We start from the raw sequence: 23418 nt of genomic DNA, 5'->3' as shown, positions 1-23418 counted from the left end.
CCTTTTTAACATAAGAGTTCTTTTTATTATACTTTGAAATTTCAAAATAAACATAACATTTTGGACTTTACTTTTTAATACGAGCATTAAAAGTACTTCAATCTTCAGTTCAGAACAAAATTCTCATAATCATTTGATTACTTATATAAGTAAAATTTTCTAATTAAGTAAAGGATATTTAATGAGTTGTTAAAATTAAAAATACTACCTAATTAAGGAGGTATTGCGTTTGGCTAAGCGTTTATTAATATTCCTATTTACATTATTATTTTTGTTATTATCTCCAGTTTTAACTGCTAATGCTTTGATTGTATATGAAGTAAAACCTGGGGATACTTTGAAAAAAATATCAAAACAATATAAATTGAATGTAAAAAGCTTTGCAAATTTAAATGGATTAGATCGGAATGATAAGCTTGTGATTGGACAATCTATGATAATTCCTGGGTCTACATATTATGTGAGACAAGGAGAAACTTTATGGGATATTGCCTTTCGACATTCAATTGATATTAATTATTTGAAGAGTAAAAATCATATTACTAGCGATGTAGTTATTCCAGGTCAAAAATTAATTATTCCCTCATCTCCTAAAACGACAATTTGGACCGGATCTTACTTAATTCCTAAAGATAAAAAAACTAATAAATGGATGATCGATTATTATAAAAAGTCACTGACAAGTATTTATATATTTGAATTTCACCCAACTTCTCAAGGAAAATTAATTAAAGTAAAAGAAAATCAGTCTAATCGGTTTGCCTGGAAAAATCACATTCTTCCTTTCGCCACATTAACTAATATTAGTAAGAAAGGTTTCGATCCAAAACTAGTGCATTCATTACTTAGTAATAAAGCATTGCGAAAAAGGTTAGTAAAAAACATCTATTCTCTTTTAGACAAAAATGATTATAAAGGAATATGTATAGATTTTGAATCACTAAACCCTGAAGATATGAATAACCTCAATTTATTTATGAAAGAATTATCTGTGAAACTTCATCAATCAAAAATGCAAGTCATAATGGCGATGCCACCAAAGGAAGCTGATCATATTCCTCAATTTTATGATGCATATGATTACAATACGCTTGGTAAATATGTTGATAAGATGTTTTTAATGACATATAACTGGCATTGGCCAAACAGCTCCTCAGGGCCAATTGCTCCATTAAATGAAGTGAGAAAAACTTTAAATTATGCTGTGTCAATTGTACCAAAATCAAAATTATTATTAGGAATACCTCAATATGCCTACGATTGGCCAATTACTGGGGAAAAACGAAAAGGTATCGCATATTCCACTCAAAATGCAATTAAAAAATATAAGAAGTATGAAAGTGAAGTCTACTTTGATCGGGAAACTTTATCACCAGCATTTCGTTATACTGATAAAGATGGAATTCTCCATGAGGTTTGGTTTGAAGATCCTAGAAGTTTACTTGCAAAATTTCACCTTGTAAAAGAATATGCTTTAGCAGGATTGGGGTGTTGGCATTTAGGTATTACAATGCCTCAGACTGAACAATTATTACTAAATGAATTTAAGATTAAATAAAAATTAACAGCCAATTTTTACATGATTGGCTGTTTTTTTGGGGGCTCTGTAAATTATGCATTTCTTGTTCAACTGATATGAACGAAAACTCACCTTACCCAAATGGTTTTGATTTTATGTTTTTAGACGGACTTAATCTAAGCCTACCAACTTAGTTTTTTATTTTTACTAAGTCTGTGAATTACCATTTTTATAGGTAAGAATAGAAGTTTTTATTTTCAAACCTTGAGAATAACTTCCTTAAAACCTTGGCACGAAGGCAAAAAGTATCAACAGTTTTGATGGGCCTCTTCCTTCATCAGCAATTCCAATAGCAATAACAAGTATGTCATATCAAAAAAAACTGATCAAACAATTGACCAGTTTCCAAATCATATTAATAGTTAGTTAATTTACTCAATGGTGTTTGAATAATTAGTGGTTTTTTTGCAGGGTCTAACCATTTTAAAATTGATACGACATTTGCTTTAGATGTAGCTGTACAGCCTGCAGTGTAACCTGAAGTTCCTGCGATATGGAAAAATATTGCACTCCCTTTTCCTGGAGTTCTTGCTGTATTATAGTTAATGACAAATCCATAATTGTATAGAGAAATATTCATCTTTTCAGCGCTATTCCATCTACCTTTATTTTCTGAAGCTAATTGCCACGTGTTATATAAATTACTATTTGAATCATCTACCCAAACATCATTTGAAGTAATTTTACGGTATGTCATTTTCGTACCAGGATTTGAATATCTACCGAATGCTTTAGTGATTGTATATTTTCCTTCTGGTGTTTCATAATCACCTTCATGTTTATTACTAATCATCCCGTTTTTACCGATCACACCTGTATATGTATGTAATTTCTTCCAACTAGTACTACTTTTTTCAAATGTTTCAATTAAAACATTTCTTGTACTCTCGTTTTGTGCTGAAACTACGATTAATTGCTTTGAAGTACCTAAAGTTTTCATTTTGTTTACGGTTGTAGCTGAAACTGTTGTGGGGGATTTTTTTATGTATTTACTTGAAACCCATCCAGTTTTCGTCCCACTTGTTATTTTATACCAAGACCCACTTGTGCGAGTAATTGATACTTTAGCACCCTTTTTAAGTGTTCCAACAACTTTATATGTAGTGCTAGGACCACTTCTAATATTTAATACTGATGCAGTTACTGTTCCATTCACAGTTGCGGCTTCCACAGTCTTAATTGAATTCGGAGTATTATTTCCGTAGAATAAACCTCCAGTCAAAATTGAAAGTGCCAAAGTTGCTTTACAAATACTTTTAAACATTTAATCAGCTCCATTATTATGTATATCTATTTTCATGAGCCTTTATTATACAGACTAATCTTTACATAATAAGGACATTTTTATTACAATTCAACTAGAATTATATCATTTCTTTTAAAATTGTAGAAAGTATTAAAATTTATTCGATAATAAGTAAATTATACTATATAAACCAAAAAACAGAAGCCAAAATATATTTCGGCTTCTGTTTTATTTATTAGTGTCCTACCATCATTGAAGACTTTGATTCATCAAGATCTTCTTGTGATGTATTTGTATCTTGTACTTTCGGTTTACGTAAAATAATGGCTAACAGCGCTCCGGCTAATGCAATTCCTGCTGCAAGTAAGAACGTATCTCCAAATGCTGAAATCATTGCATTTAATGGATTTGTTGCTTTTGCCATATGATCCTTTGTACTAGAAGTTAAAAATCCTGCCATACCTGCTACTGCAAATGACACCATTACTTGCTGTGCAGCTGCAGTTAAAGGTGTTACACGACTTACTAAATGTCTTGGAGCAGATTGTAATACATGTGTATTGATCGGCATCATTGATAATCCCATACCTGCACCCATCATAGCAAGTGTTAGCATAATAAATGTATTTGACGAGTCAACTGAAATTTTTGAGAAAATGAAAAGTGAAGATGTTATCACCGTTAATCCAACTAACGCCATCGGTCTTGCACCAACTTTATCATACATTTTACCACCAATTGGCATCATTAAAGCAGATGCTACTGCTTGAGGTAACATGATTAAGCCAGTTTCAAATGCACCATACTGTTTAACTGTTTGTAAAAATAACGGAACAATTAAGAAAGAACCGAATAATGCAATTTGCATGATCCATGTAATTAAAATACTTCGAACAAAATCAGACGATTTAAAAACTCGTAACTCAAGTAAAGGTTGTTTTTGGCGAAGTTCAACAACGATGAAAAGTAATAATGCTACTCCACCAACTATTAAACCTGTTAATGTTTCTTTTGAAGTCCAACTTGTTGAACTTTGGCTTACTCCAAAAGCTAACATCGAAAAAGCGATTGGGGCAATCATAATTCCTAATCCATCAAGAGCAGGAACTGATTTTGTTTCAAATTTAGGTAAAAATTTAGCTCCAATTATTAATGCGATAATACCGATTGGTAAATTAATTAAGAAAATCCAGTGCCAAGTAGAATATTCTACAAACCATCCTGAAATAACTGGACCTAATGCAGGTGCAAGTAACATTGGAATTCCAAGCATACCCATAATTGAACCGATTTTCTCTGGAGGAGCTAATCTAAAGATAATTGCCATACCGATTGGTGCAACCATCCCTCCACCGATTCCTTGAATAATACGATAAATAATTAATTGTTCAGGTGTTTGCGCAACCGAACAAAGTACAGAACCGATTGTAAAAAACAAAATCGTTAATAAGAAAATTCTTTTTGCTCCAAATCGATCAGACATCCAACCCGCAAGTGGAATTACTGCTGATAAAGCTAATGTATACCCAGTGATCGTCCACTGCATTTTAGTTAAATCAGATTTAAAATATTCTGTAATACCCGGTAATGCAACGTTTACTACGGTACTATCTAAAATAACCATTATCATTCCTACGATTACTGCCATCATTGGACCAATAATCGTTTTAACACTAAACGGCTGTTCCGCCGAATTTTGCTGATTATTCATATATTATCCCCATTTCTTCTGTCTATTTGAAAAACAATATTCGGTTAAATTTGCAAATAAAATTATTAGTGCAAATTTCGATTTATGATATATGTGAAATTTGAACAGAAAGTCTATCATACAAAAAAATAAATAAAATGTAAATAGTAATTGTCCTCAAATCAAAAACAGTATTTACAATAAGTACAGTATATTTGATAAATTGGTCCATTTCAACCCTAATTTTTATTATTTTTGTAGTTTTTTTGAAAACCCTCAATTCATTCATCATATTGCCATAAACAGACGAAATAAAAAATAGCCCTTATGATTTTATTCACCAGGCTATTTTTTAATCACATTATTTTAATTATTTATTTTTAACATACTTCATCATAAGATGTGCAATTGTATGTTGCTCTTTTTCATCTGCAACAGTCCAAAGGTCTTTTAAAATTTGTTCTTCTGCATTTTTCGGTTCTACTTCATTTGCTAAATAATTTCCTAAGCGATACGCCATTTCAGAGATCGCACCTTCTCCAACACCTTTTTCATCTGTTGCCTCTAAACGATCACCTAAAAAATCTTTCCATTGATCCCAGTTATCTAAAATTGACATCTTTTTCACCTCATAATAATAGTAGTTGAAGATTACATAAATACTATTTACTTTTTATGTAGAAATTATGTACGGATTATTATCTGGGTAAGATTTTCAGAAAATTAAAAACAAAAAAAGAGCTAATCTCATTAGTTCATTGAAATTAGCTCAATTTTAATTTTTCTATTTATTCTCATTCATAAAAAATATTGCTAAAGTACCTGGACCTGCGTGCGCACCAATAGCTGATCCGATCGAATTGATGACAAATTCCTTACATCCAAATGATTCAGTAATAGCATTTTTTATTTCAAGAGCTTTATCAAGATCGTCGCCGTGAGAAATACCGATTAATTGAGTAGATAAATTGGCCCCTCTAGATTCCATTAATTCAATCATTCTTTTTATTACTTTTTTAGAACCCCTTATTTTTTCAAGTGGTATTAATTTACCATCTTCAACATGCAAGATCGGTTTGATATTTAGTAAATTCCCTACAAAACCTGCAACTTTACTTAAGCGACCTCCACGAACTAAATACTGAAAGTCATCAACTGTAAAAATATGTTCAATATGTTGAATACTGTGTTTTATATTATTAACAACCTCTTCTTTAGTAGCTCCATTTGAAGCAATTTTTGCAGCATTTACAGCAATTAATCCTTGCCCAATCGAAGCACACTTCGTATCAAATATTTCTAAATCAAAATCAGGAAATTCCTCAACTAACTCATTTTTAACCATTACTGTTGATTGATATGTACCGGATAACTCAGATGAAAAGGCAATATAAATACATGGAATATTTTCTTTTGCATATTTAACAAAAGTATTATAAATATACTCGTAAGATGGTAAGGACGTTTTAAATACTTTACCATTACGCATTTCATTAAATAAAGTCTTTGAATCTAATGTTACACCATCAAAGTATTCTTTTTCATCTTCTGAATAAACCCTTAATGGTATTACATCAATATTGTATTGTTCTATGATTTCTTTAGGTAAATCAGCCGCACTATCTGTTATTATTTTTAAACTCATATAATTTTACCTCTGTTTCAAAAATTAGTTTACTCTATTCTCTCACAAAATGTTTTTACAGAAAAATTATTTGTTTTAATTTAATTTTAATAATATTAATTAGCTATTGAAATCCATATACCTTCTTTTTTTCGTATTGTTCACAAAAATTTTAAAATTACCATTCAAATTACTTTTTTGGATAATAACCGTATCTATATTCATGATGATTCTCTGCTTCTTGCTCCTTCTCTCTTCTCTTATTAGTAAGTGCATACACAATAAGAATTGCTCCGAAAACTTGAACCCAACTACCAACAAGTAGTAGTTGTTCTCCTAAAATAATTTTATCATTCAATAATGCCACATTACCAACACCATCAATTAGTGCACCTAAAGCAATTAATTCACTTCCATAAGCCTCAATTTTGGCAAGTTGCGTCCCCTCTACTAATGCTCCAGTAGTTTCAAGTTGAGCACCAATTGCTTGAATAACACTTCCAACTGCATTTAATTTATGTCCTTCTTCTTCCAATCCCTCACGTTCTAGACCTGTTGCAACTGTATTCGTAATGTTACCTGCTGCTTGTATCCAAGCCCCTACCATAATTGTTAATTCATATTGCTTTTCTTCCTTCTTGTATAATTTTTCTCTTCCTATGGCCTGAATTGAGTTGCCAAATGCTTCGATTGCATTACCTTTAGCGAACAAATCTTTACCAAAATCTTCACTAACAATTTTTTTACTTGATACACCAACTGCAGAAGTTAATGTACCAAATAATAAAAAATATCCTCCTATTAAAAGTAAATCTTCAACTGAATCATTCATTTGAGCACCTACCTAGTTTTATGCATATACACATTTTATTCAAGTTTAAAATTAATTGACAATTAATATTGTTTTAATTAATATAATAACAATTAATATTTCGAAAATTGAATGGCTATGAAGAGAAAAGTAATAAAGCTAAATTATTTACAGAGAGCTCCGGTAGCTGAAAAGGAGTAATAATCATCTTCATGAAAAAAGACTTAGAGCTTCGTATGGAACTAAAGTTTAACTTTAGAGATGGTACGACGGGATCTCCCGTTATAGAGATAGGGTATAAGCATTCGTGCCGTACCTGATAAGGTTGATATGGTAACATATCAATAAACTGGGGTGGTACCACGAAGTTTACAAACTCTCGTCCTCAAGATGATTAATCTTGGGGGTGGGAGTTTTTTTATTTGTAATTAATCGAGTAAATACAATAAATTATTATAATTTTGAGGTGAAAGCATGCATTGGGCATATAAAATCGCAAATGAATTAATTGAAAGATATCCTAATAAAGAAACTTATGTTTGTGCCTCTGGCATAAGCCCATCTGGTTTTAGTTCATGTTGGAAATTTCCGTGAAATTATAACAACTTATTTTGTCGTAAAAGCATTAAATAATTTAGGTAAAAAAACAAGATTTATCTTTTCTTGGGATGATTTTGATCGATTAAGAAAAGTACCGAATAATATCGATGCTTCTTATAAAAATTTTATCGGCAAAGCATATTCAAATATACCTGATCCATATGGATGTCATTCATCTTTTGTTGAACACTTTGAAAGAGAATTTGAAAATTCTTTAGCTAAACTCGGTATTGAAGTCGAGTTTATTTATCAAAGCAAAGAATACAATTCTGGAAGATATAATACTGAAATTATTCACGCACTTGAAAAAAGAAAAGACATCTATGATCTATTAATGAAATTCAAAACAAATGTTCCTAATGAACAAGAGCGCAATGAATTTTATCCTATTACACTATACTGTGAAAATTGCGAGAAAGATGATACCGCAATTACTCATTATAATGAAAAAAGTAAAATGATACATTATGGTTGTAATTGTGGATTTACAAATCATGTATTTGTAGAAGATGCAAGCAACATAAAATTGAACTGGAAAATTGATTGGGCTATGAGGTGGATGAAAGAAGAAGTAGTTTTTGAACCTGGCGGAAGAGATCACTCATCTGAAACAGGTAGTTACAATGTTTCAAAAGAAATAGCTAGAAACATTTTTAACTATGAAGCACCTTGCTATACACCATATGAATTTATTGGAATAAAAGGTCAAAATCAAAAAATGTCTAGCTCTACAGGAAATTTGATAACACCCGCAGAGTTATTAAAAATCTATTTACCAGAAGTCGTTCTCTTTATGTTTGCTAAATATAAACCAACTGCAGCATTTAATATTGGTCTAGATGAAGATGTTGTTAAGAACTACTCCGAATTCGAAAGGTATAAATCAAATTATATTAGTCATTCTTTACATGACTTAGATATTCGTGATTCAATCCAATTTGCGCATACAGAAGAAATTGATACGAAATTTCCAAAATTTAATCACGTTGCAAGTATACTACCTTTGATTAATTACAATATAGATCTTTTACAAGATGTTATTAAAAATAATGGTGAAACTTACTCAACTGAACATATAGAAAATATTAGCCTAAAGGCGGAATATTGGATAAAAAAATATTATCCGCAAAAAAATATTCATGTGAATCAAGAGCAAGCAATTGATTTTTATTTAAACTTAACCGAACAAAAAAAAACTGGTTAAAAAATTTGAGTGTTCTTATTTCATGAAGATAAAAAAACGATGAAAGCAAACCAAAAAGAATTTTTCACTATGATTTATCAGCTAGTTTTAAATAGACCAAGTGGCCCACCGATTCCATTGTTATTACAAGCAGTAACGAAAGATCAATTAATTTATTTATTAAATTTTACTAAAAATTAATATTGAGCAAAAAAATGGACTCAGATAATAATTACTGAGTCCGTTTTTTTAAATTTTATTGAATTCGATTTTTAAATGCTTCTTCTGTCACGATATAATCTTCTTCACGATCTTCATGTTTACGGTCTTCTGGAGCTACTAATGATCCTTTTGGATGAGTAGGTTCATGACCTTTTTTCTTGTGATTAAAGCTTTTACCTCTTGCCATAATAAATCCTCCTTCGTCAAATCATCATTAATAATATGAGTATTTGGACATTAACTTATTGATGGTAGATTATTACAGAGAAAGCGTTTTTTTTAATCTAAAAAGGATGATATGATAAAAAAAGCATTTACATTAAAAGTTTGAGGTAAAATATGAAAAAAGAAATTGCATTAAGTATTTCAAACCATATAAAAAATTGGATGGCATCAAATAATTCTTTATTTGATATTAAAGAAATTCCAACCGCATTTAATACGTTACAAAATTTTCAACAATGGACAAATGGTAAACCGATTGTTTCAGCTTTTCATTTAAGTAAAATTGAAGAGGAAAGCTATTATTTACTATTGATCGACTGGCATCGAAATGAAAATTATTATTTAGTAATTTATGTTGAAAATAAATCTACAACTGCTGCAGAAATAAGAGAAATTAGTGAGCGAGATGGACAATTATCATTAAATTGGAAATACAATCCATTGAAACGCGATGGTAAAAATGCTGAACGAAAAGCATACTTCAAGCAAGCATTCGGTTCGTTACAGGTAGAGGTACCACTCCCAGGTTCCTCAACTGATGTTGAACGATTTTTTAATGATCTCTACAAATTATGTAGAAATCGTCAAACTGCTGATCGAATTACAGAAGTATTTGATTTTTAAAATTAAAATGAATGAACAAATTGTAAACATCCTTTTAACCAAATCCATACAAAACAAACCTAGTTCAATTTTTGAACTAGGTTTGTTTTAGCAAATATGTAATTTAAACATTTACTGAATGTTGAAATCTTGCCGCTTTACTTAATAATAGCGGAGTCATCACAAATCCAATAATCAACCCAGCTAAATGACCAGTTAGACTTGTGGATGGGATGATTAATGAAGAAAGTAATCCAATTCCTAAAAACGTTATGACAAACTTACGATCATCTGTGAAAAGCATGTTTTTTCTAAATAATGTAATAAATAAGTACATTCCTAAAAATGCATAGCCAACACCAGATGCACCTGTTTCAACAGTATTTGGTGAATGGTAAAAATTAATAATAAATCCTGTAAGAATAACAGATGCTAAATAAAAAATTAAAAATTTAACAGACCCTAACGCTCGTTCTAATGGCCTACCTAAAATAATCATAAACGTCATATTCATAAAAAAGTGAGCGTAGCTTCCGTGCATAAATGCATACGTAAAAAGTCTCCATATTTCACCTTGCTCAACTAATTCATGTTCATATCCACCCAATTTGATCATATTTTCAATTGTATATCCGCCTATAAATGTCGTAATAATTGCTAATATGGAACATAAACCAACCATAAATGTTGTGATTGGATATTTCTTAATAAACGTTTTGAAGTCTTCTGTCACTAAAAACATCAATCTTCATCCCTTCTGGAGCTATTATCAAATTGTTGTATTATTCTCTATTTACTTATTTCGACATTTTTCTGTAAATTCCTATTCCAAAATAAAAAAATCAGACAAAAAAGGAATTACAGGAATAAAGGAATCGTAAATAAGAATAGATAAAATTATTGAAAGCTGCATTTAGGTAGATTTAAAGTGATTCCAATCCATATTTTGTATCCTACATTTAATCCTGCCCTATTCTTTTACTAAAAATGAAGAGAAATATTTTTGAAAGATTTTTAATGGAGTAAACGTATGTATATATTTCGCGCTTGTAAAAACAACTACTAATTGTTGCTTTGGTGAAACAATAATAAATTGGCCTCCATAACCCATAGCAAAGTAAATGGTTGGGTCTACATCATTTAATTCTTCATTTTTTAATACCCACCAATGATATGCATATGAACCAACATGATGATATGTATGGAATTTTGCTTCCGTTGATTTTTCAATCCATTCACTTGATATTAGCTGCTTATTATTCCATTTCCCTTTTTGTAGCATTAAAATCCCAAGCTTTAACAGATCATCTGTTGTTAAACTCAAGCCAAATCCACCAATATTAATACCCTTTGAATCTTCGTGCCAAATAAACTCTTTTATACCTAATGGTTCAAATAGCATTCGATTTGCGAAAGAAGATAATTTTTCATTCGTTGCCATCTGAATAATTGCACTTAATACTTGTGAAGCACCTGAATCATATATCATTTTCTCCCCTGGATTATTGACCATTTCCTTTTCTAAAACATATCGAATCCAGTCTTTACTGTTAATCATCGGGAAAGGACGTCCGCCCCACTCTCCCCATTCTTGCCAATCATATCCGGGTGTCATGGTTAATAAATGATCTATTGTAATATTTCTTTTTTTCGTTTCAATAGTAGGAAAGAATTTTGAAATCGATACATCAACACTTTCTATAAATCCTTTATCTATTGCAATTCCCATCAACATAGATAAAACACTTTTAGTAACAGAATTAATTTTAAATAATTTAGATTCACTTTTAGAATTTTTATAAAAACAATATTTAACTTCTCTATTTTGGTAAATAACACAAGTTGAAATATGTTCTTTTTTTAAATCGTTTTCTAATTTAAGAAAATTCATCGTATTTGTTTTCAAATTATATCTCCTCTTAAGGTGATTAAATTATGTATATTTTCTATTTAAAAAGTAAATAGTTTAATGCCATAAAAGAAAATCGAGCTGCATTAGCAACTCAAATAGTTTCTATTTAACTTATTATATATCTTTTGTAGATTTAGTTTAGTCGAAACAAGTTTCTTTTAATGGATTTTCATTATATTCAAACATTAACTTAATTTGAGATGCAGTATTTCGACTCAATGAAAGGTCTGGTAAATGCTCTGCATCAAAAAAATCTATGTCACTTGTCTCTATTCCAGTAGTAGAATTACCTCCTATAATTTCACATTGTATAAAAAATTTGTAGAAGTGATATGATTGAGGTGGATGTGCATGCTTGGTCATATCTAAAACTGCAAGTAATTTCTTCACTTCAACTTTGTAGCCTGATTCTTCAAATATTTCTTTTACTACATTTTCAGAAGCTGATAAGCCTACGTCACAAAATCCACCCGGTAAAGACCATTTATTTTCTATTTTTTCTTTTACTAATAAAATTTTCCCATTTTTAAAAACAACACCCCTGACATCTACCTTTGGTGTTGGGTAACCATGTTCATTTCGAAATAATCCCTCAATCTCCTCTATTTGCAATTCTGAATAATGATTCATAATATCAGCACTTATATGTCTTAATTCTTCATACCTTTCTTTATCATAAACATCTTTCGTAAAGGTCAATCCTGCTTGAGAAATTGCTTGGATTTTTTGTGCCCATTCTAGCCATTTTAAACTCATAGGAACCCCTTCCTTTTTCTAATATCTTTCATTTTTTTTTAACTATTCTTTATACATTGTCCTAACCTTAGTTTACGCATATCGGCTTTTGTTGACATACTAAATGCCTAGATAAAAAAAGAAAGCTCTAAAACTTAGAACTTTCTAATTTGAAATAATTGAATCATTCATCGTTAACATAACAGGACAATGATCACTACCCATTATTTGAGAGTGGATTTCAGAGTTAATTAATTCACTTTGTAATCGATTTGAAAGGATAAAATAATCAATACGCCATCCAATATTTCGTTCACGAACTTTTGCCATATAGGACCACCAAGTATATGAACCTTCTTTAGACGGATTTAAATAGCGAAAACTATCTGTAAATCCGCTCTCTAATAAGGCTGACATTTTCCCTCGTTCTTCTTTTGTAAAGCCAGAATTTGTACGATTTGATTTTGGGTTTGCTAAATCAATTTCATTATGTGCAACATTCAAGTCACCACATAAAATGACAGGTTTTTTTTCATCGAGTTTGTTTAAATAATTTTTAAAATCATCTTCCCATTTCAATCTAATCGGTAATCTAGCCAAATCTCGTTGAGAGTTAGGCGTATAAACATTTACCATGAAAAATTTCTCGAATTCTAAAGTTAATACTCTTCCTTCAAGATCTTCTTCTTTTCCATTAAATCCAAAACTTACATTTAATGGTTTATGTTTCGTAAAAATTGCCGTTCCTGAATAACCTTTTCTAACTGCAGAATGCCAAAATTGATAATAACCTTCTAATTCTAATGTTATTTGATCTTCTTGGCACTTCGTTTCTTGAATACAAAATATATCTGCATTTTGTTCATTAAAATAATCTAAAAATCCTTTTTGTACACAAGCTCTTATTCCATTTACATTCCAAGAAATTAATTTCATACTTTTTTCTCCAATTTACGTTTGGGTTTCGGTTTTACTAAAGATGAACGATAATCAAATTGATGAATCTGACCATGGTAAATTGAAGTTTTATCGTATAACTCTTCAAAGGATGAGATTTCATATTTCTTCGTTAAATGAAGAAATATTTTTGCACAGCATTCTGCATCTGCTAATGCATGATGATGATGGTCTAATAAAATACCAAATTGGTTTGACAAAGTATCTAATGAATAACGGGATTGTTTAGGCAATACCTTTTTAGCAAGCTGTAATGAACATAGTAAATTATTTAAAACTGAAGGTACTCCATATCTTGATAAATTATCTTTTAATGCATAACCATCGAATGGTAAATTATGTGCTACTAGTGTTTTCCCTTCAATTTTATCTTTTATTGTTTCATAAAATTCCGGGAAAAGAGGTGCATCTTGTACATCTCTTGGTCTAATTCCGTGCACAGAAATATTCATAGAAAAAAAATCTTCTTCAGGATTAATAAGGGAGTATACTTGATCAACAATCACTCCATTTTCAACAAATACAAAACCAGCAGCGCAAATGCTATGACGATTGTAATTTGCTGTTTCAAAATCAAACGCTACAAATGAATTCATAATTAATAACTTCCTCTGTTTATATGATAAATCTATTATAAACTTTTTTAAAAAAAGATGCATTTTTATAATAACGAAAAAAATACACATTTTTGTCACAAATTATTGTACAATATGTAGATTAATAATCTCTTAGTCATTAAGATTCAAAGGATGTTGAGAATGAAATTTGTGCAATTGATTGTTCAAATAAGCTTTTTATATTTATTATTTTTTATAGGAAATTTAATTCAACAATACTTTCATTTGATGATCCCAGGTAGTATTATTGGGATGTTTTTACTATTTGGTTTACTATTCATCCCTTTTTTTAATGAAAAATGGATTCAAAATGGAAGTAATTTTTTAAGTAAGCACTTAACACTTTTATTTATCCCCGCAACTGTAGGAATCATGAGGTATCCTTCCATATTAAATTTTCATGGATTCATTTCAATTGTTATTGTATTAGTTAGTACAGTTCTTGTATTTAGTATTACAGCAAGTATTAGTTCATATCTTTCAACGAAAACCCGTAAAAAACAAACGGAAGATCTAATGATTGGGAGGGATACGAATGAAGGACTTTAAGAGTTTGCTATTTATTTTATTAACAATTTTATGTTACATCATCGCAAAAAAAATGTACGCTAAATACACCAATCCTTTACTGATTCCGATTGTAACATCTACAACAGTTATTATGATCATCCTTGTAAATCTACATATTTCCTATGAAAAGTATATGCTTGGAGGAAAGTGGATTAATTTACTTTTAGGACCTGCTGTTGTTTCATTTGCTTATCCTTTATATGAGCATCGTGCTACGCTTAAGAAGCATTGTCTTTCTATATTTATTAGTGTATTTGCTGGAACCGTCATCGGTCTTTTTTCAGGTGTATATTTATCGCTATGGCTCGGATTAAAGAAAATCATCATGCTTTCGTTAGCTGCAAAGTCAGTAACAACACCATTAGCAATGAGTATCACTTCAATAATAGGTGGAATTCCATCTTTAACAGTCGTTTATGTGATGATTGCTGGTATTTCTGGATCGATAGTTGGTCCTTTTATTTTATCAATACTGAAAATTGATCACCCAGTTGCAATCGGAACTTCATATGGAATCGCATCACATGGGGTTGGGACAGCTAAAGCAGCAGAATATGGAAAAATTGAACAAGCAATTAGTTCAATTGCAATGACATTAAGCGCGATTTTAGCATCAATTCTTATTCCATTTTTAATTAAATTAATTCTTAAATAAATCATCCCACAAGGCATTTCGTTTCCTTGTGGGATATTTTGTTTGTTTAATTATGATTTTCATAGTTTAGTTGTTTTTCATCATAAAAAAGAGTCCCAAAAGTACGAGACTTATGAGACATACTCTTAAAGGTTTTTTAGTTTACCAAGGTCTTCCACAACATGGGCCATATCCACCCCATGGACGATAGTAACCCCAAGGTCTTCCCCATCCCCAAGGTCCAAATGCAGCTGCTCCAAGTAAAAATGGGAGGAAGAATGGAAAAAATCTTTCATCCTCATTTTGCTGCTGTGGATATTGATAATAAGGTTGCTCAATTTGATGACGATAATCATACATTTTAAATCACCTCCATACTTAATATTGTACGGAGATTAGCTCAATTAGGAGCAAGGTCAAGTAGATAGGTAAAAGTACAAAATACAGATGAAATGCGTTAGATATGTTATGGCATTCAGGCCACAGATAAATTTTCTCCGTCTGAACCGAGCTTGTTACTCCTACCCTAGATCAATTTGTACATTTCATATTGAGCTATTTTTTCTTTCTTAAATTCTAGTTTTTTCATGAATGCTTCTAAGCTATTATTATTTGGTATTGATGTTGAGAAGGCTTTTATATTTAGTTCAGTAACTGCGGTTTGTAATAAGTTAGTAGCTATTTTTCTATTACGGTACGCTTTATCAACCATTAAGAAGCTAATTCTACCATTTTCATTAATAGCTAGTGCTCCAACATTTTCATTGCTAATTTTAGCTAAATAGTAACTAAAATTGGTTAGTTTTTCTAAATAATCAATATCATTTTGCCAGTTTATATGGTAATCCCAATGATTAATCGCATCTTTAAATGTATTAAACGCGACCTTATTTATTTCTGCATTAGATTCTATTTGCTGTTGTTGTAAACTAGTTAAATCAGCTTTTGAAAAATAAGAAAGATCATAAATTTTTTCATATCCAAGTTTTTTATAAAAATTAATTGCTCGGTCATTTCCAACAATCACTTCAAGGAATTGTTGTTTACATCCATTTTTCTCTGCTTCTTCTTTGTGTAGTTCAAATAATTTCTGACTTACACCTACTCCGCGATAATCTGGACTAATTGCCAACGTTCCACATCTCATTGTTTTAATATTTTCATAGGTTTTAATTCCACCTAATATCACACCAACTGCTTTATTTTCATGAATAGCTAAAAAAGAGTGCTCCAGTTTATTCCCTTCTGGGCCAAAAAACAAATTTACAAATTGCTCTTTAGTGTAATTAAATTTAACCATATAATCTGAAAAGCCTATTGAAAATGCTTGAAATGCTAATTCAACATCCACTTCGCTACATCTGAAAAAATTTATTTTCTCTAGCTCTATACTATTTTTCAAATTTGTTTCCATACATTCACGTCCCTTGTTTATTATTATTTAGATACCATGATTTCATTTTCATTTTTTTGAATAGAATCATAGTTAAAATCGATTTTTCTTTTAATTAGTAAGTAACCGGTTACGCAAATAATCAGTATGATTAAGCTTCCATGAAATAACCATACAAGATGTGGCATCGTTATAAATGATAATAATGGTGATGCCGCTACAAAACCAATTGTAAAACCAACTCTGTTTAATAAATTGGCTACTCCGAAGATTCTACCTCTTATGGAATTTTCAGTTTTTTGAATCATTGTGGAAAAATAAGTCCCTGCTGCATTATCAAAAAATCCTGTGAAAAAAGCAAATAAGAATACAATCCATAATAGTTGATTAGATAAAAATAAAATGAAACCTAAGGATGTTAAAACTGATGCTCCGTAATACATAAATAAATAATGCTGTTTTAACCATGATACTTTTGGAATTAACCAAGTCGAAATGATTCCTCCAATACCCCAAGTACCCCAAATTAGTCCTTGATAAAATGTTGCATGTTCTGAACTTATTTTTTCTGCTAATATTGGTACTCCAACATTATGAGAACTAGCTGAGAATGTTTGAAACAAAAAGACCATGAACACTAATAATAATAAAGGTTTGATTAATACGTAAGTTTTAACTTCTTTTAAATCATCAAACAATTGTCGCCAATTTTTATTCTCATTATTTTTGACCGTATTTTCCCATTTATAAAAGATTAAAACAAAAGCCGACATGAAATATGAAAGAGCATCTATTCCAATGATCACGCGATAATCTACAACGGTTGATAAGAATGCTGATCCTAAAAATCCAATTACCATGCTAATTGCAGCAAGCCTGGAAATAAATGCATTGATCTTTAAAATATTTTCTTCACCAAATATTTGTGGTAAGTCAGCACTAAAGCTTACTGAAAAAAAGCTCCCCAGCGCACCAATCATAAACGCTACAATCGCAAACATAGTAGGTGAAGGGAAAATGCATAAAACTAATATACTAATTCCTCTAGTAATATCACTAAATATCATTAGCTTTCTTCGATTATATCGATCCGCAATTACTCCAGAAAATAAACTTGTTAAGATGCCTCCGCAAACGCGAAGTGCTAAAATTGCTGCTAGCCATGTTGTGCTTTTCGTCATCGAATAGATCACTGCATTCATTACAACAAGTTCCATCATACTACCTATATCTGAGAAAGCTTTTGTATATAAAAAATAAACCTTTTCCCCCAATATGATCCCTTCAATCTACCAAAATTAAAAAAACAAATCGCTTTAGTAAAACATAGACAAATAAATAAGTCTGATTTGGACTGAATTCATTGTAATTCCTCCCTTCGAAATAAAACTGACTATTAAGTTTATTTTATTATATGAATAGTGTATGTTGTTTGTTTTATTTTTAACATAAAAAAATTTCTGAATTTTAACTTTAGGTAGGAAAGCATTGACCTTCACTACCTAAAATTTATTTATGATTTTCTATATAAGACATAATCATTTCTTCTGCAGCTTTAAATTGGGCCTTGTAAAGTTCATCCTCTTCTACTACAGAATAATGTAAGCATATGCCATCAATATTAGCCCAAAACAAACTAGAAATAATATCTGGATCGATTGTTTTCTTAAATTCACCAGATGCTATTCCTTGTTTAATAATTTCACTTAAAAATAAACGGTATTGATCTTTATATCTTTCAATCATGATCGCTTGTAGATTTTCGTGTCTAGCTGAATTAATCCAAAATTCCATATGCACTCTAATCATATTACGCCATTTTTCTGTTAAAGATATTTCACTATACATTTGAAATAGCTCTTTCAATTTATCTTTTGATGAACTAATATTCTCAAAGCGTTGATTAATTCTTTCAAATGTTTGAACTGTTCTTTCCTGCATTAAAGTTAAATACAGCTCTTCCTTACTTTTAAAATAATTATAAATTAATCCTTTACTCGTTTTGGAATATGCGACTATGTCATCCATTGTTGTCGTATGGTATCCTTTTTCTCCAAAACATTTTAAAGCACTTTCAAGAAGACTCTCTCTTTTGCGTTCTTTGTAATCATCTGAGACTTTTGGCATTGAACACATTCCTTTACTCTTTAAATATATTTAAACTGACTATTTAGTTTAGTTTATCAACTGAATTATGGAATTTCAATAATATATTCGAAATAATCACACAATTATTTTCGAATGATAAAAAAAGTGACTAAAAGCCGTTAGACCTAGTCACTTAATAAAGACCTAATTAGTTTTGTTCAAGTTTAGCTTTAACAGAAGCTAACTTACCTTCCATTGTGCTCTTCTTGTCTCGGCGATCATCAATTCGAATAGTCGTCGCAACTCTTGAAATTCCATTTGCAAATGGTACTTCATGCATTTCTTGGACAACTTTTAATAATAGTGGTAATTCACCTTCAATAATTGTATTCATAGGTGTAAGCTGGTATTTTACCTCACCATCATACTTTTCTAAAACTTTATGTATATTTGCTACATAAGCACTCACGCTAGGTGTTTCAGTGCCGATTGGTACAATTGAAACGTCAATAATTGCCATTTTTGAATACTCCTTTATTAATCAAATTGTTACTTGTTTATCCTAACATGTTTACCATAAAAATGAAAAATTTTTAAGAGCATTTATTGTTTTAAAATCTTCATTTTGAAAAGTTAATACCTTCATCTAATTAGTAGCCCTTTTCAATCTTCACTCCATTTCTTACACTCTCGTTATTTTCTAATTTTGAAAGAGTCTCAACAAAACACTTCACACCATCGTTAGGTAAAGTAACTGCTGATATATGTGGTGTTATTTTTACATTTGGCATTTGCCATAATTCTGAATCGGCTGGAAGTGGTTCAATAGCAAAAACATCTAAAATCGCTTTTCTAATATTGCCATTATACAAAGCTTCTTTTAAAGAGTCTTCGCATACAGTCGCCCCTCTACCAACATTTATAAACCCTACATTGTTTAAATGTTTGAATGTATCCATATTTAATATATTTTTTGTTTCATTCGTAGAAGGAAGAACACTAATAATCCAATCTGCATCATCTAAAATTGTGTTCGCTTCTTGGAATGTTACTACTTTTTCAAAAAATGGTTTTTGATTACCACTCATCGAAACTCCATATACTTGCATTCCTAAGGTCGATAAAACTTTTCCGATATATCCTCCAATTTCACCAGTACCATAAATGACTACTTTTTGATCTTCTAATGATTTCGGTATGTGAAATTCCCACTTGTTTACAGACTGTAAACTTGAAAATTGTTCGTGTAATTGTGCATCCTGAAGAATGTAACTTAAACAATATTGGCTCATTTTTGGACCAAAAACATCAATCGTTCGAGTTAATAAAACATCATTCTTCCATTTAATTTTCATAAAACTATCTACACCAGCTGCTAAAGAATGAACCCACTTGATATTTCCAAATTCAAAATTAGGCGTTGGACGAAAACCAACATACGTATCAGCCCATTCATAATCCTCTTTTGTTACTTGATCTTCTGGTATAAAACGAAATTCTTTTGATAGATTATGAGATTCAATAATATCTTTCAGCTTATGATGAATTCGGCTAGTTACTAAAATTTTTTGAATTTCCATTGCCCTTCCTCCTTTTCATGTCCTAAATAAATTTTATCATACTATTTCGAAAAGAATGAAAAGAAAGCCCTTCTAAAATTACTATAAAATGAAACTGTAAAAGAAGTTTAGTTGATGGTATAACAAATTTGAAAGCAAGCGTGTGAGGACCGCATTATAAAGATTTATTGTGCAAATAAACTGCAAATAAAATTCTAAAATCACGTTAAAAATAGAGGCTGGACCGCAAACAAGCGTGTGAGGTGCGCAATTAAAAGATTTAACTTTGCAAATAAAGTACGAACTGCAATTAAAATTCTAAAATCGCAATTAAAATTGGCAGAACTGCAATTAAAATTAGAGAATCGCAAATAAAAATAGCAAAACTGCAAATAAAACTTTAATAATCGCAAATAAGAGAAAGAAATACCCATACCTGTTATGGTATTATCGCTTAAAATTGGGCAAAAGTTAGAGGCTTTTAAAAAATAAACTAGCAAAATTGTTTTAATTTTGTTTATTCGGGTTGAAAAGTTAATAGAATCTACTATTTTTCTTTAAGTATCATTGCTAAAATCGTCCACATAAAAAAGACGCCGAAATATACCCTCAGGGTAACTCCGGCGTTTACAAGATAAGGTTTGTCTTTACTAATTACACAATATATCACTTAACCTGCCTAATGGAACAGCCTCATTCCTTATAATACTTTACTTAAGAAACTTTTTGTACGCTCATGTTTTGGGAAATCAAATATTTGACCTGGATCGTTTTCTTCTACTATGTAGCCCTGATCCATAAAAATGACGCGGTCACCAACTTCTCGTGCAAAACCCATTTCGTGTGTCACAATAACCATTGTCATGCCTTCTTTCGCTAATTGCTTCATAACTTCTAATACTTCTCCGACCATCTCAGGGTCAAGGGCAGAGGTTGGTTCGTCAAACAACATGATTTTAGGTTCCATCGCGAGCGCTCTAGCAATGGCTACACGTTGCTTTTGTCCACCAGATAGAGAGTCTGGATACACATTAGCTTTATCTGAGAGCCCGACCTTTTTTAGTAGTTCTAATGCTTTTGTTCTTGCAATATCGTTCGGTTTATTTCTAACTTTTTTAGGAGCTAGAATAATATTTTCTAAAACTGTTAGATGCGGGAATAAATTAAAATGTTGAAATACCATGCCCACTTCAGTCCGAATTTTGTTTATATTAGTCTTTTTAGCTGTTAGATCGACATCCTCGATCAATACTTTTCCGGCTGTAATTGTTTCTAACATATTTAAACATCTAAGGAAGGTTGATTTTCCTGAACCAGAAGGACCAATCACAACGCATACTTCACGTGGTTGAATGGTAATATTGATATCCTTTAATACTTCTAGCGAACCAAATGACTTTTTAAGTTTTTCGACTTTAATCATCCTATTGTCAACCTTCTTTCGATACGATTTAATACAAAGCTTAATGTTAATGTAAGTACTAGATAGATTACTGCAGCAGTTAAATATGGTTCCCATACTCTGTAATATTGACCTTGCATTGCTTTACTCCAATACATAAGTTCAGGAGCTGCAATAATAGCTGCTATAGAAGATTCTTTAATTAATACAATAAATTCATTACCAAGGGGAGGGATCATACGCTTTACGGCTTGAGGTAAAATAACATATCTCATTGCTTGTCCATGTGTCAAACCTAAAGAGCGAGATGCCTCCATTTGTCCTCTTTCAATCGATTGGATTCCTGCACGAAATATTTCAGCAATATATGCACCAGCATTTAATGAAAGTGCAATGATAGCAGCTGCGACAGCATTTGTTTCACCAATAAAATAAGGAACAACACCAAAGTGAATTAAAAGAATTTGAACAAATAATGGTGTTCCTCTAAAAAAATTGATATACCATACAAATGGTAGTGCTAACCATTTGTTTGATTGCATTTTGCCCAATCCAATAAATAGTCCGATTATGGTACCTAGAAAGATCCCGACCAACGATAATCCAATCGTATAACCAGTTCCTCTTAAAAAATACGGTATGTATTCTTTTACAATTTCAAAATCAAATCCCATTTCTTTTCCCCCATTTACTTAAAATTGCGTAACACAGAAGTTGCGTTACGCAATTATTAATCTACTATTTATTTTCTTCTGCCTTTAATGTTTCAAGATCTGGCTCTGAACCGAAATGATCTTTATAAATTGTTTCATAAGTTCCATTGTTTACTACTTCTTTAATGGCTTTATCTAATTTACCTTTTAATTTACTTCCATCTTGAAGTAATAAGCCGTAGTATTCAGGTTCAAAACTATTTTTATCATCAATAACTACTAGCTTTTTATCAGGGTTATTTTTTGCATAAGCTTCAAGTACTCCATTATCTGCTACTACTGCATCAGCTCCGCCACTAAGAAGCTCTAAAATTGCTAAATTGTTATTTTCGAATTTTTTTAGATTTTTATTGTTCTTTCCAAACATTTTTTCAACTGCTTCTTGGCCTGTTGTTCCATTTTGCACTGCTACAACTTTTCCTTTTAAATCTGCAGCTGATTTTATACTACTACCTTCAGGAACTAAGATTTTGTTGATTGAAAGAAAATATGGAGTCGTAAAATCATATGTTTTCTCACGATCTGCGTTAATTGAGATAGATGACATACCAATATCTGCAGTCTTTCCACCAATTTCAGCAAATAAAGGATCCCAGCCAGTATTGACAATTTTTATTTTTAATCCAGCCTCTTTAGCAACGGCATTTGTAAAATCAACATCAAAACCAACTATTTTACCGTTTTCAAGATATTCAAATGGTGCATATGCAGCATCAGTAACAACTCTTAATGGTTTGTCCGCTGATCCAGTCGTTTTGGCATCCTTTCCACATCCCGTTAAAATTAGAGCTGTTGAAACTGCAAATGCAATCGATAGTGTCTTAAACTTTTTCATTTAAATACCCCCAATTAGTTTAAATATGTAATTTTTTTTTTTGATTAGATGTAATATATTGAAAATTTAATATATTAAGATTTTTTATAATTATATCTATTCTTGTTTAATTATGCAATACTATGTCAGATATTGTTAAATTCCTCCAACATCCAGTTTGACTAAAAATTTTATTACTTGTCTCTTATTATATATATATTTCATTTTAGAAAACTTATTT

General features: G+C 30.8%; 24 protein-coding genes, 1 pseudogene and 1 other annotated feature. Of the genes and pseudogenes, 5 read left to right on the top strand and 20 right to left on the bottom strand.

Annotated elements, in window-relative coordinates; all coding sequences use genetic code 11:
• Positions 1-229 precede the first annotated feature (229 nt).
• On the top strand, positions 230-1558 hold the full coding sequence (locus COC46_RS19135; RefSeq protein ID WP_098811504.1) for a glycosyl hydrolase family 18 protein: 1329 nt from the start codon (positions 230-232) through the stop codon (positions 1556-1558).
• A 376-nt stretch (positions 1559-1934) separates the two neighbouring features.
• Here the strand turns inward: COC46_RS19135 and COC46_RS19130 are convergent, their stop codons facing one another.
• From COC46_RS19130 to COC46_RS19110, 5 genes are all read right to left on the bottom strand, one after another.
• Positions 1935-2843 carry an SH3 domain-containing protein gene (locus tag COC46_RS19130; protein WP_098811503.1) on the bottom strand — a complete coding sequence of 303 codons (909 nt, stop codon included), beginning with the start codon at positions 2841-2843 and terminating at the stop codon, positions 1935-1937.
• Positions 2844-3060: 217 nt separating this feature from the next.
• A complete protein-coding gene (locus tag COC46_RS19125; protein ID WP_098811502.1) occupies positions 3061-4536 on the bottom strand; it encodes a DHA2 family efflux MFS transporter permease subunit in 1476 nt (491 codons plus the stop codon).
• Positions 4537-4885: 349 nt separating this feature from the next.
• Positions 4886-5134: a DUF3243 domain-containing protein gene (locus COC46_RS19120; protein WP_098811501.1), complete on the bottom strand. Its 249-nt coding sequence runs from the start codon at positions 5132-5134 to the stop codon at positions 4886-4888.
• Positions 5135-5299: 165 nt separating this feature from the next.
• A complete protein-coding gene (locus COC46_RS19115; RefSeq protein ID WP_098811500.1) occupies positions 5300-6160 on the bottom strand; it encodes a DegV family protein in 861 nt (286 codons plus the stop codon).
• A 169-nt stretch (positions 6161-6329) separates the two neighbouring features.
• Positions 6330-6971: a DUF6944 family repetitive protein gene (locus tag COC46_RS19110; RefSeq protein WP_098811499.1), complete on the bottom strand. Its 642-nt coding sequence runs from the start codon at positions 6969-6971 to the stop codon at positions 6330-6332.
• A gap of 108 nt (positions 6972-7079) precedes the next feature.
• Positions 7080-7340: a binding site (T-box leader), on the top strand.
• Positions 7341-7424: 84 nt separating this feature from the next.
• Between COC46_RS19110 and lysS the strand changes: the two are divergent.
• A pseudogene (gene lysS / locus COC46_RS19105) lies at positions 7425-8934 on the top strand (lysine--tRNA ligase).
• Between the two features lie 55 nt (positions 8935-8989).
• On the opposite strand, the gene COC46_RS22385 reads toward lysS, so the two are convergent.
• Positions 8990-9142, bottom strand: coding sequence for a hypothetical protein (locus COC46_RS22385; RefSeq protein WP_165347078.1), 153 nt, complete (start codon positions 9140-9142; stop codon positions 8990-8992).
• Between the two features lie 152 nt (positions 9143-9294).
• On the opposite strand from COC46_RS22385, the gene COC46_RS19100 reads away from it, so the two are divergent.
• On the top strand, positions 9295-9804 hold the full coding sequence (locus tag COC46_RS19100; protein ID WP_098811498.1) for a hypothetical protein: 510 nt from the start codon (positions 9295-9297) through the stop codon (positions 9802-9804).
• 103 nt (positions 9805-9907) lie between these two features.
• Here the strand turns inward: COC46_RS19100 and COC46_RS19095 are convergent, their stop codons facing one another.
• The 5 genes from COC46_RS19095 to COC46_RS19075 form a co-directional block, all read right to left on the bottom strand.
• A complete protein-coding gene (locus tag COC46_RS19095; protein ID WP_098811497.1) occupies positions 9908-10525 on the bottom strand; it encodes a rhomboid family intramembrane serine protease in 618 nt (205 codons plus the stop codon).
• A gap of 228 nt (positions 10526-10753) precedes the next feature.
• Complete coding sequence (locus COC46_RS19090) at positions 10754-11689, bottom strand: serine hydrolase domain-containing protein (protein ID WP_098811496.1); 936 nt, start codon at positions 11687-11689, stop codon at positions 10754-10756.
• 144 nt (positions 11690-11833) lie between these two features.
• Positions 11834-12451 carry an NUDIX hydrolase gene (locus tag COC46_RS19085; RefSeq protein ID WP_098811495.1) on the bottom strand — a complete coding sequence of 206 codons (618 nt, stop codon included), beginning with the start codon at positions 12449-12451 and terminating at the stop codon, positions 11834-11836.
• Positions 12452-12595: 144 nt separating this feature from the next.
• Complete coding sequence (locus COC46_RS19080) at positions 12596-13366, bottom strand: exodeoxyribonuclease III (protein WP_098811494.1); 771 nt, start codon at positions 13364-13366, stop codon at positions 12596-12598.
• Positions 13363-13983 carry a 3'-5' exonuclease gene (locus COC46_RS19075; protein ID WP_098811493.1) on the bottom strand — a complete coding sequence of 207 codons (621 nt, stop codon included), beginning with the start codon at positions 13981-13983 and terminating at the stop codon, positions 13363-13365. The genes COC46_RS19080 and COC46_RS19075 overlap by 4 nt, the downstream gene beginning before the upstream one ends.
• A gap of 162 nt (positions 13984-14145) precedes the next feature.
• Between COC46_RS19075 and COC46_RS19070 the strand changes: the two genes are divergently transcribed.
• Positions 14146-14553 (top strand): CidA/LrgA family protein, encoded by a 408-nt coding sequence (locus COC46_RS19070; RefSeq protein ID WP_176545226.1) that lies wholly within the window; start codon positions 14146-14148, stop codon positions 14551-14553.
• A complete protein-coding gene (locus COC46_RS19065) occupies positions 14540-15229 on the top strand; it encodes an LrgB family protein (RefSeq protein ID WP_098811491.1) in 690 nt (229 codons plus the stop codon). Before COC46_RS19070 ends, COC46_RS19065 begins: the two co-directional genes overlap by 14 nt.
• 141 nt (positions 15230-15370) lie before the next feature.
• On the opposite strand, the gene COC46_RS22380 is transcribed toward COC46_RS19065, so the two are convergent.
• The 9 genes from COC46_RS22380 to COC46_RS19020 all read right to left on the bottom strand — a co-directional run bounded on the left by COC46_RS22380 (position 15371) and on the right by COC46_RS19020 (position 23198).
• Entirely contained in the window at positions 15371-15568 is a 198-nt protein-coding gene (locus COC46_RS22380) for a hypothetical protein (RefSeq protein WP_098811490.1), read from the bottom strand.
• A gap of 166 nt (positions 15569-15734) precedes the next feature.
• Complete coding sequence (locus tag COC46_RS19055; RefSeq protein WP_098811489.1) at positions 15735-16622, bottom strand: GNAT family N-acetyltransferase; 888 nt, start codon at positions 16620-16622, stop codon at positions 15735-15737.
• Between the two features lie 23 nt (positions 16623-16645).
• Positions 16646-17875, bottom strand: coding sequence for an MFS transporter (locus COC46_RS19050; protein WP_098811488.1), 1230 nt, complete (start codon positions 17873-17875; stop codon positions 16646-16648).
• A gap of 235 nt (positions 17876-18110) precedes the next feature.
• A complete protein-coding gene (locus tag COC46_RS19045; protein ID WP_176545225.1) occupies positions 18111-18728 on the bottom strand; it encodes a TetR/AcrR family transcriptional regulator in 618 nt (205 codons plus the stop codon).
• A 169-nt stretch (positions 18729-18897) separates the two neighbouring features.
• On the bottom strand, positions 18898-19209 hold the full coding sequence (locus tag COC46_RS19040) for an MTH1187 family thiamine-binding protein (protein ID WP_098811486.1): 312 nt from the start codon (positions 19207-19209) through the stop codon (positions 18898-18900).
• A gap of 130 nt (positions 19210-19339) precedes the next feature.
• Positions 19340-20269: a D-2-hydroxyacid dehydrogenase gene (locus COC46_RS19035; RefSeq protein ID WP_098811485.1), complete on the bottom strand. Its 930-nt coding sequence runs from the start codon at positions 20267-20269 to the stop codon at positions 19340-19342.
• A 679-nt stretch (positions 20270-20948) separates the two neighbouring features.
• Positions 20949-21671 carry an amino acid ABC transporter ATP-binding protein gene (locus COC46_RS19030; RefSeq protein ID WP_098811484.1) on the bottom strand — a complete coding sequence of 241 codons (723 nt, stop codon included), beginning with the start codon at positions 21669-21671 and terminating at the stop codon, positions 20949-20951.
• A complete protein-coding gene (locus COC46_RS19025) occupies positions 21668-22324 on the bottom strand; it encodes an amino acid ABC transporter permease (protein ID WP_098811483.1) in 657 nt (218 codons plus the stop codon). The genes COC46_RS19030 and COC46_RS19025 overlap by 4 nt, the downstream gene beginning before the upstream one ends.
• Before the next feature lie 64 nt (positions 22325-22388).
• Entirely contained in the window at positions 22389-23198 is an 810-nt protein-coding gene (locus COC46_RS19020) for a basic amino acid ABC transporter substrate-binding protein (protein ID WP_098811482.1), read from the bottom strand.
• Positions 23199-23418: the final 220 nt, after the last annotated feature.

It is taken from the genome of Bacillus sp. AFS041924 (genome assembly GCF_002577195.1).
Lineage (GTDB): Bacteria > Bacillota > Bacilli > Bacillales > Bacillaceae_G > Gottfriedia.
This window is presented reverse-complemented; position numbering and strand designations above follow the sequence as displayed.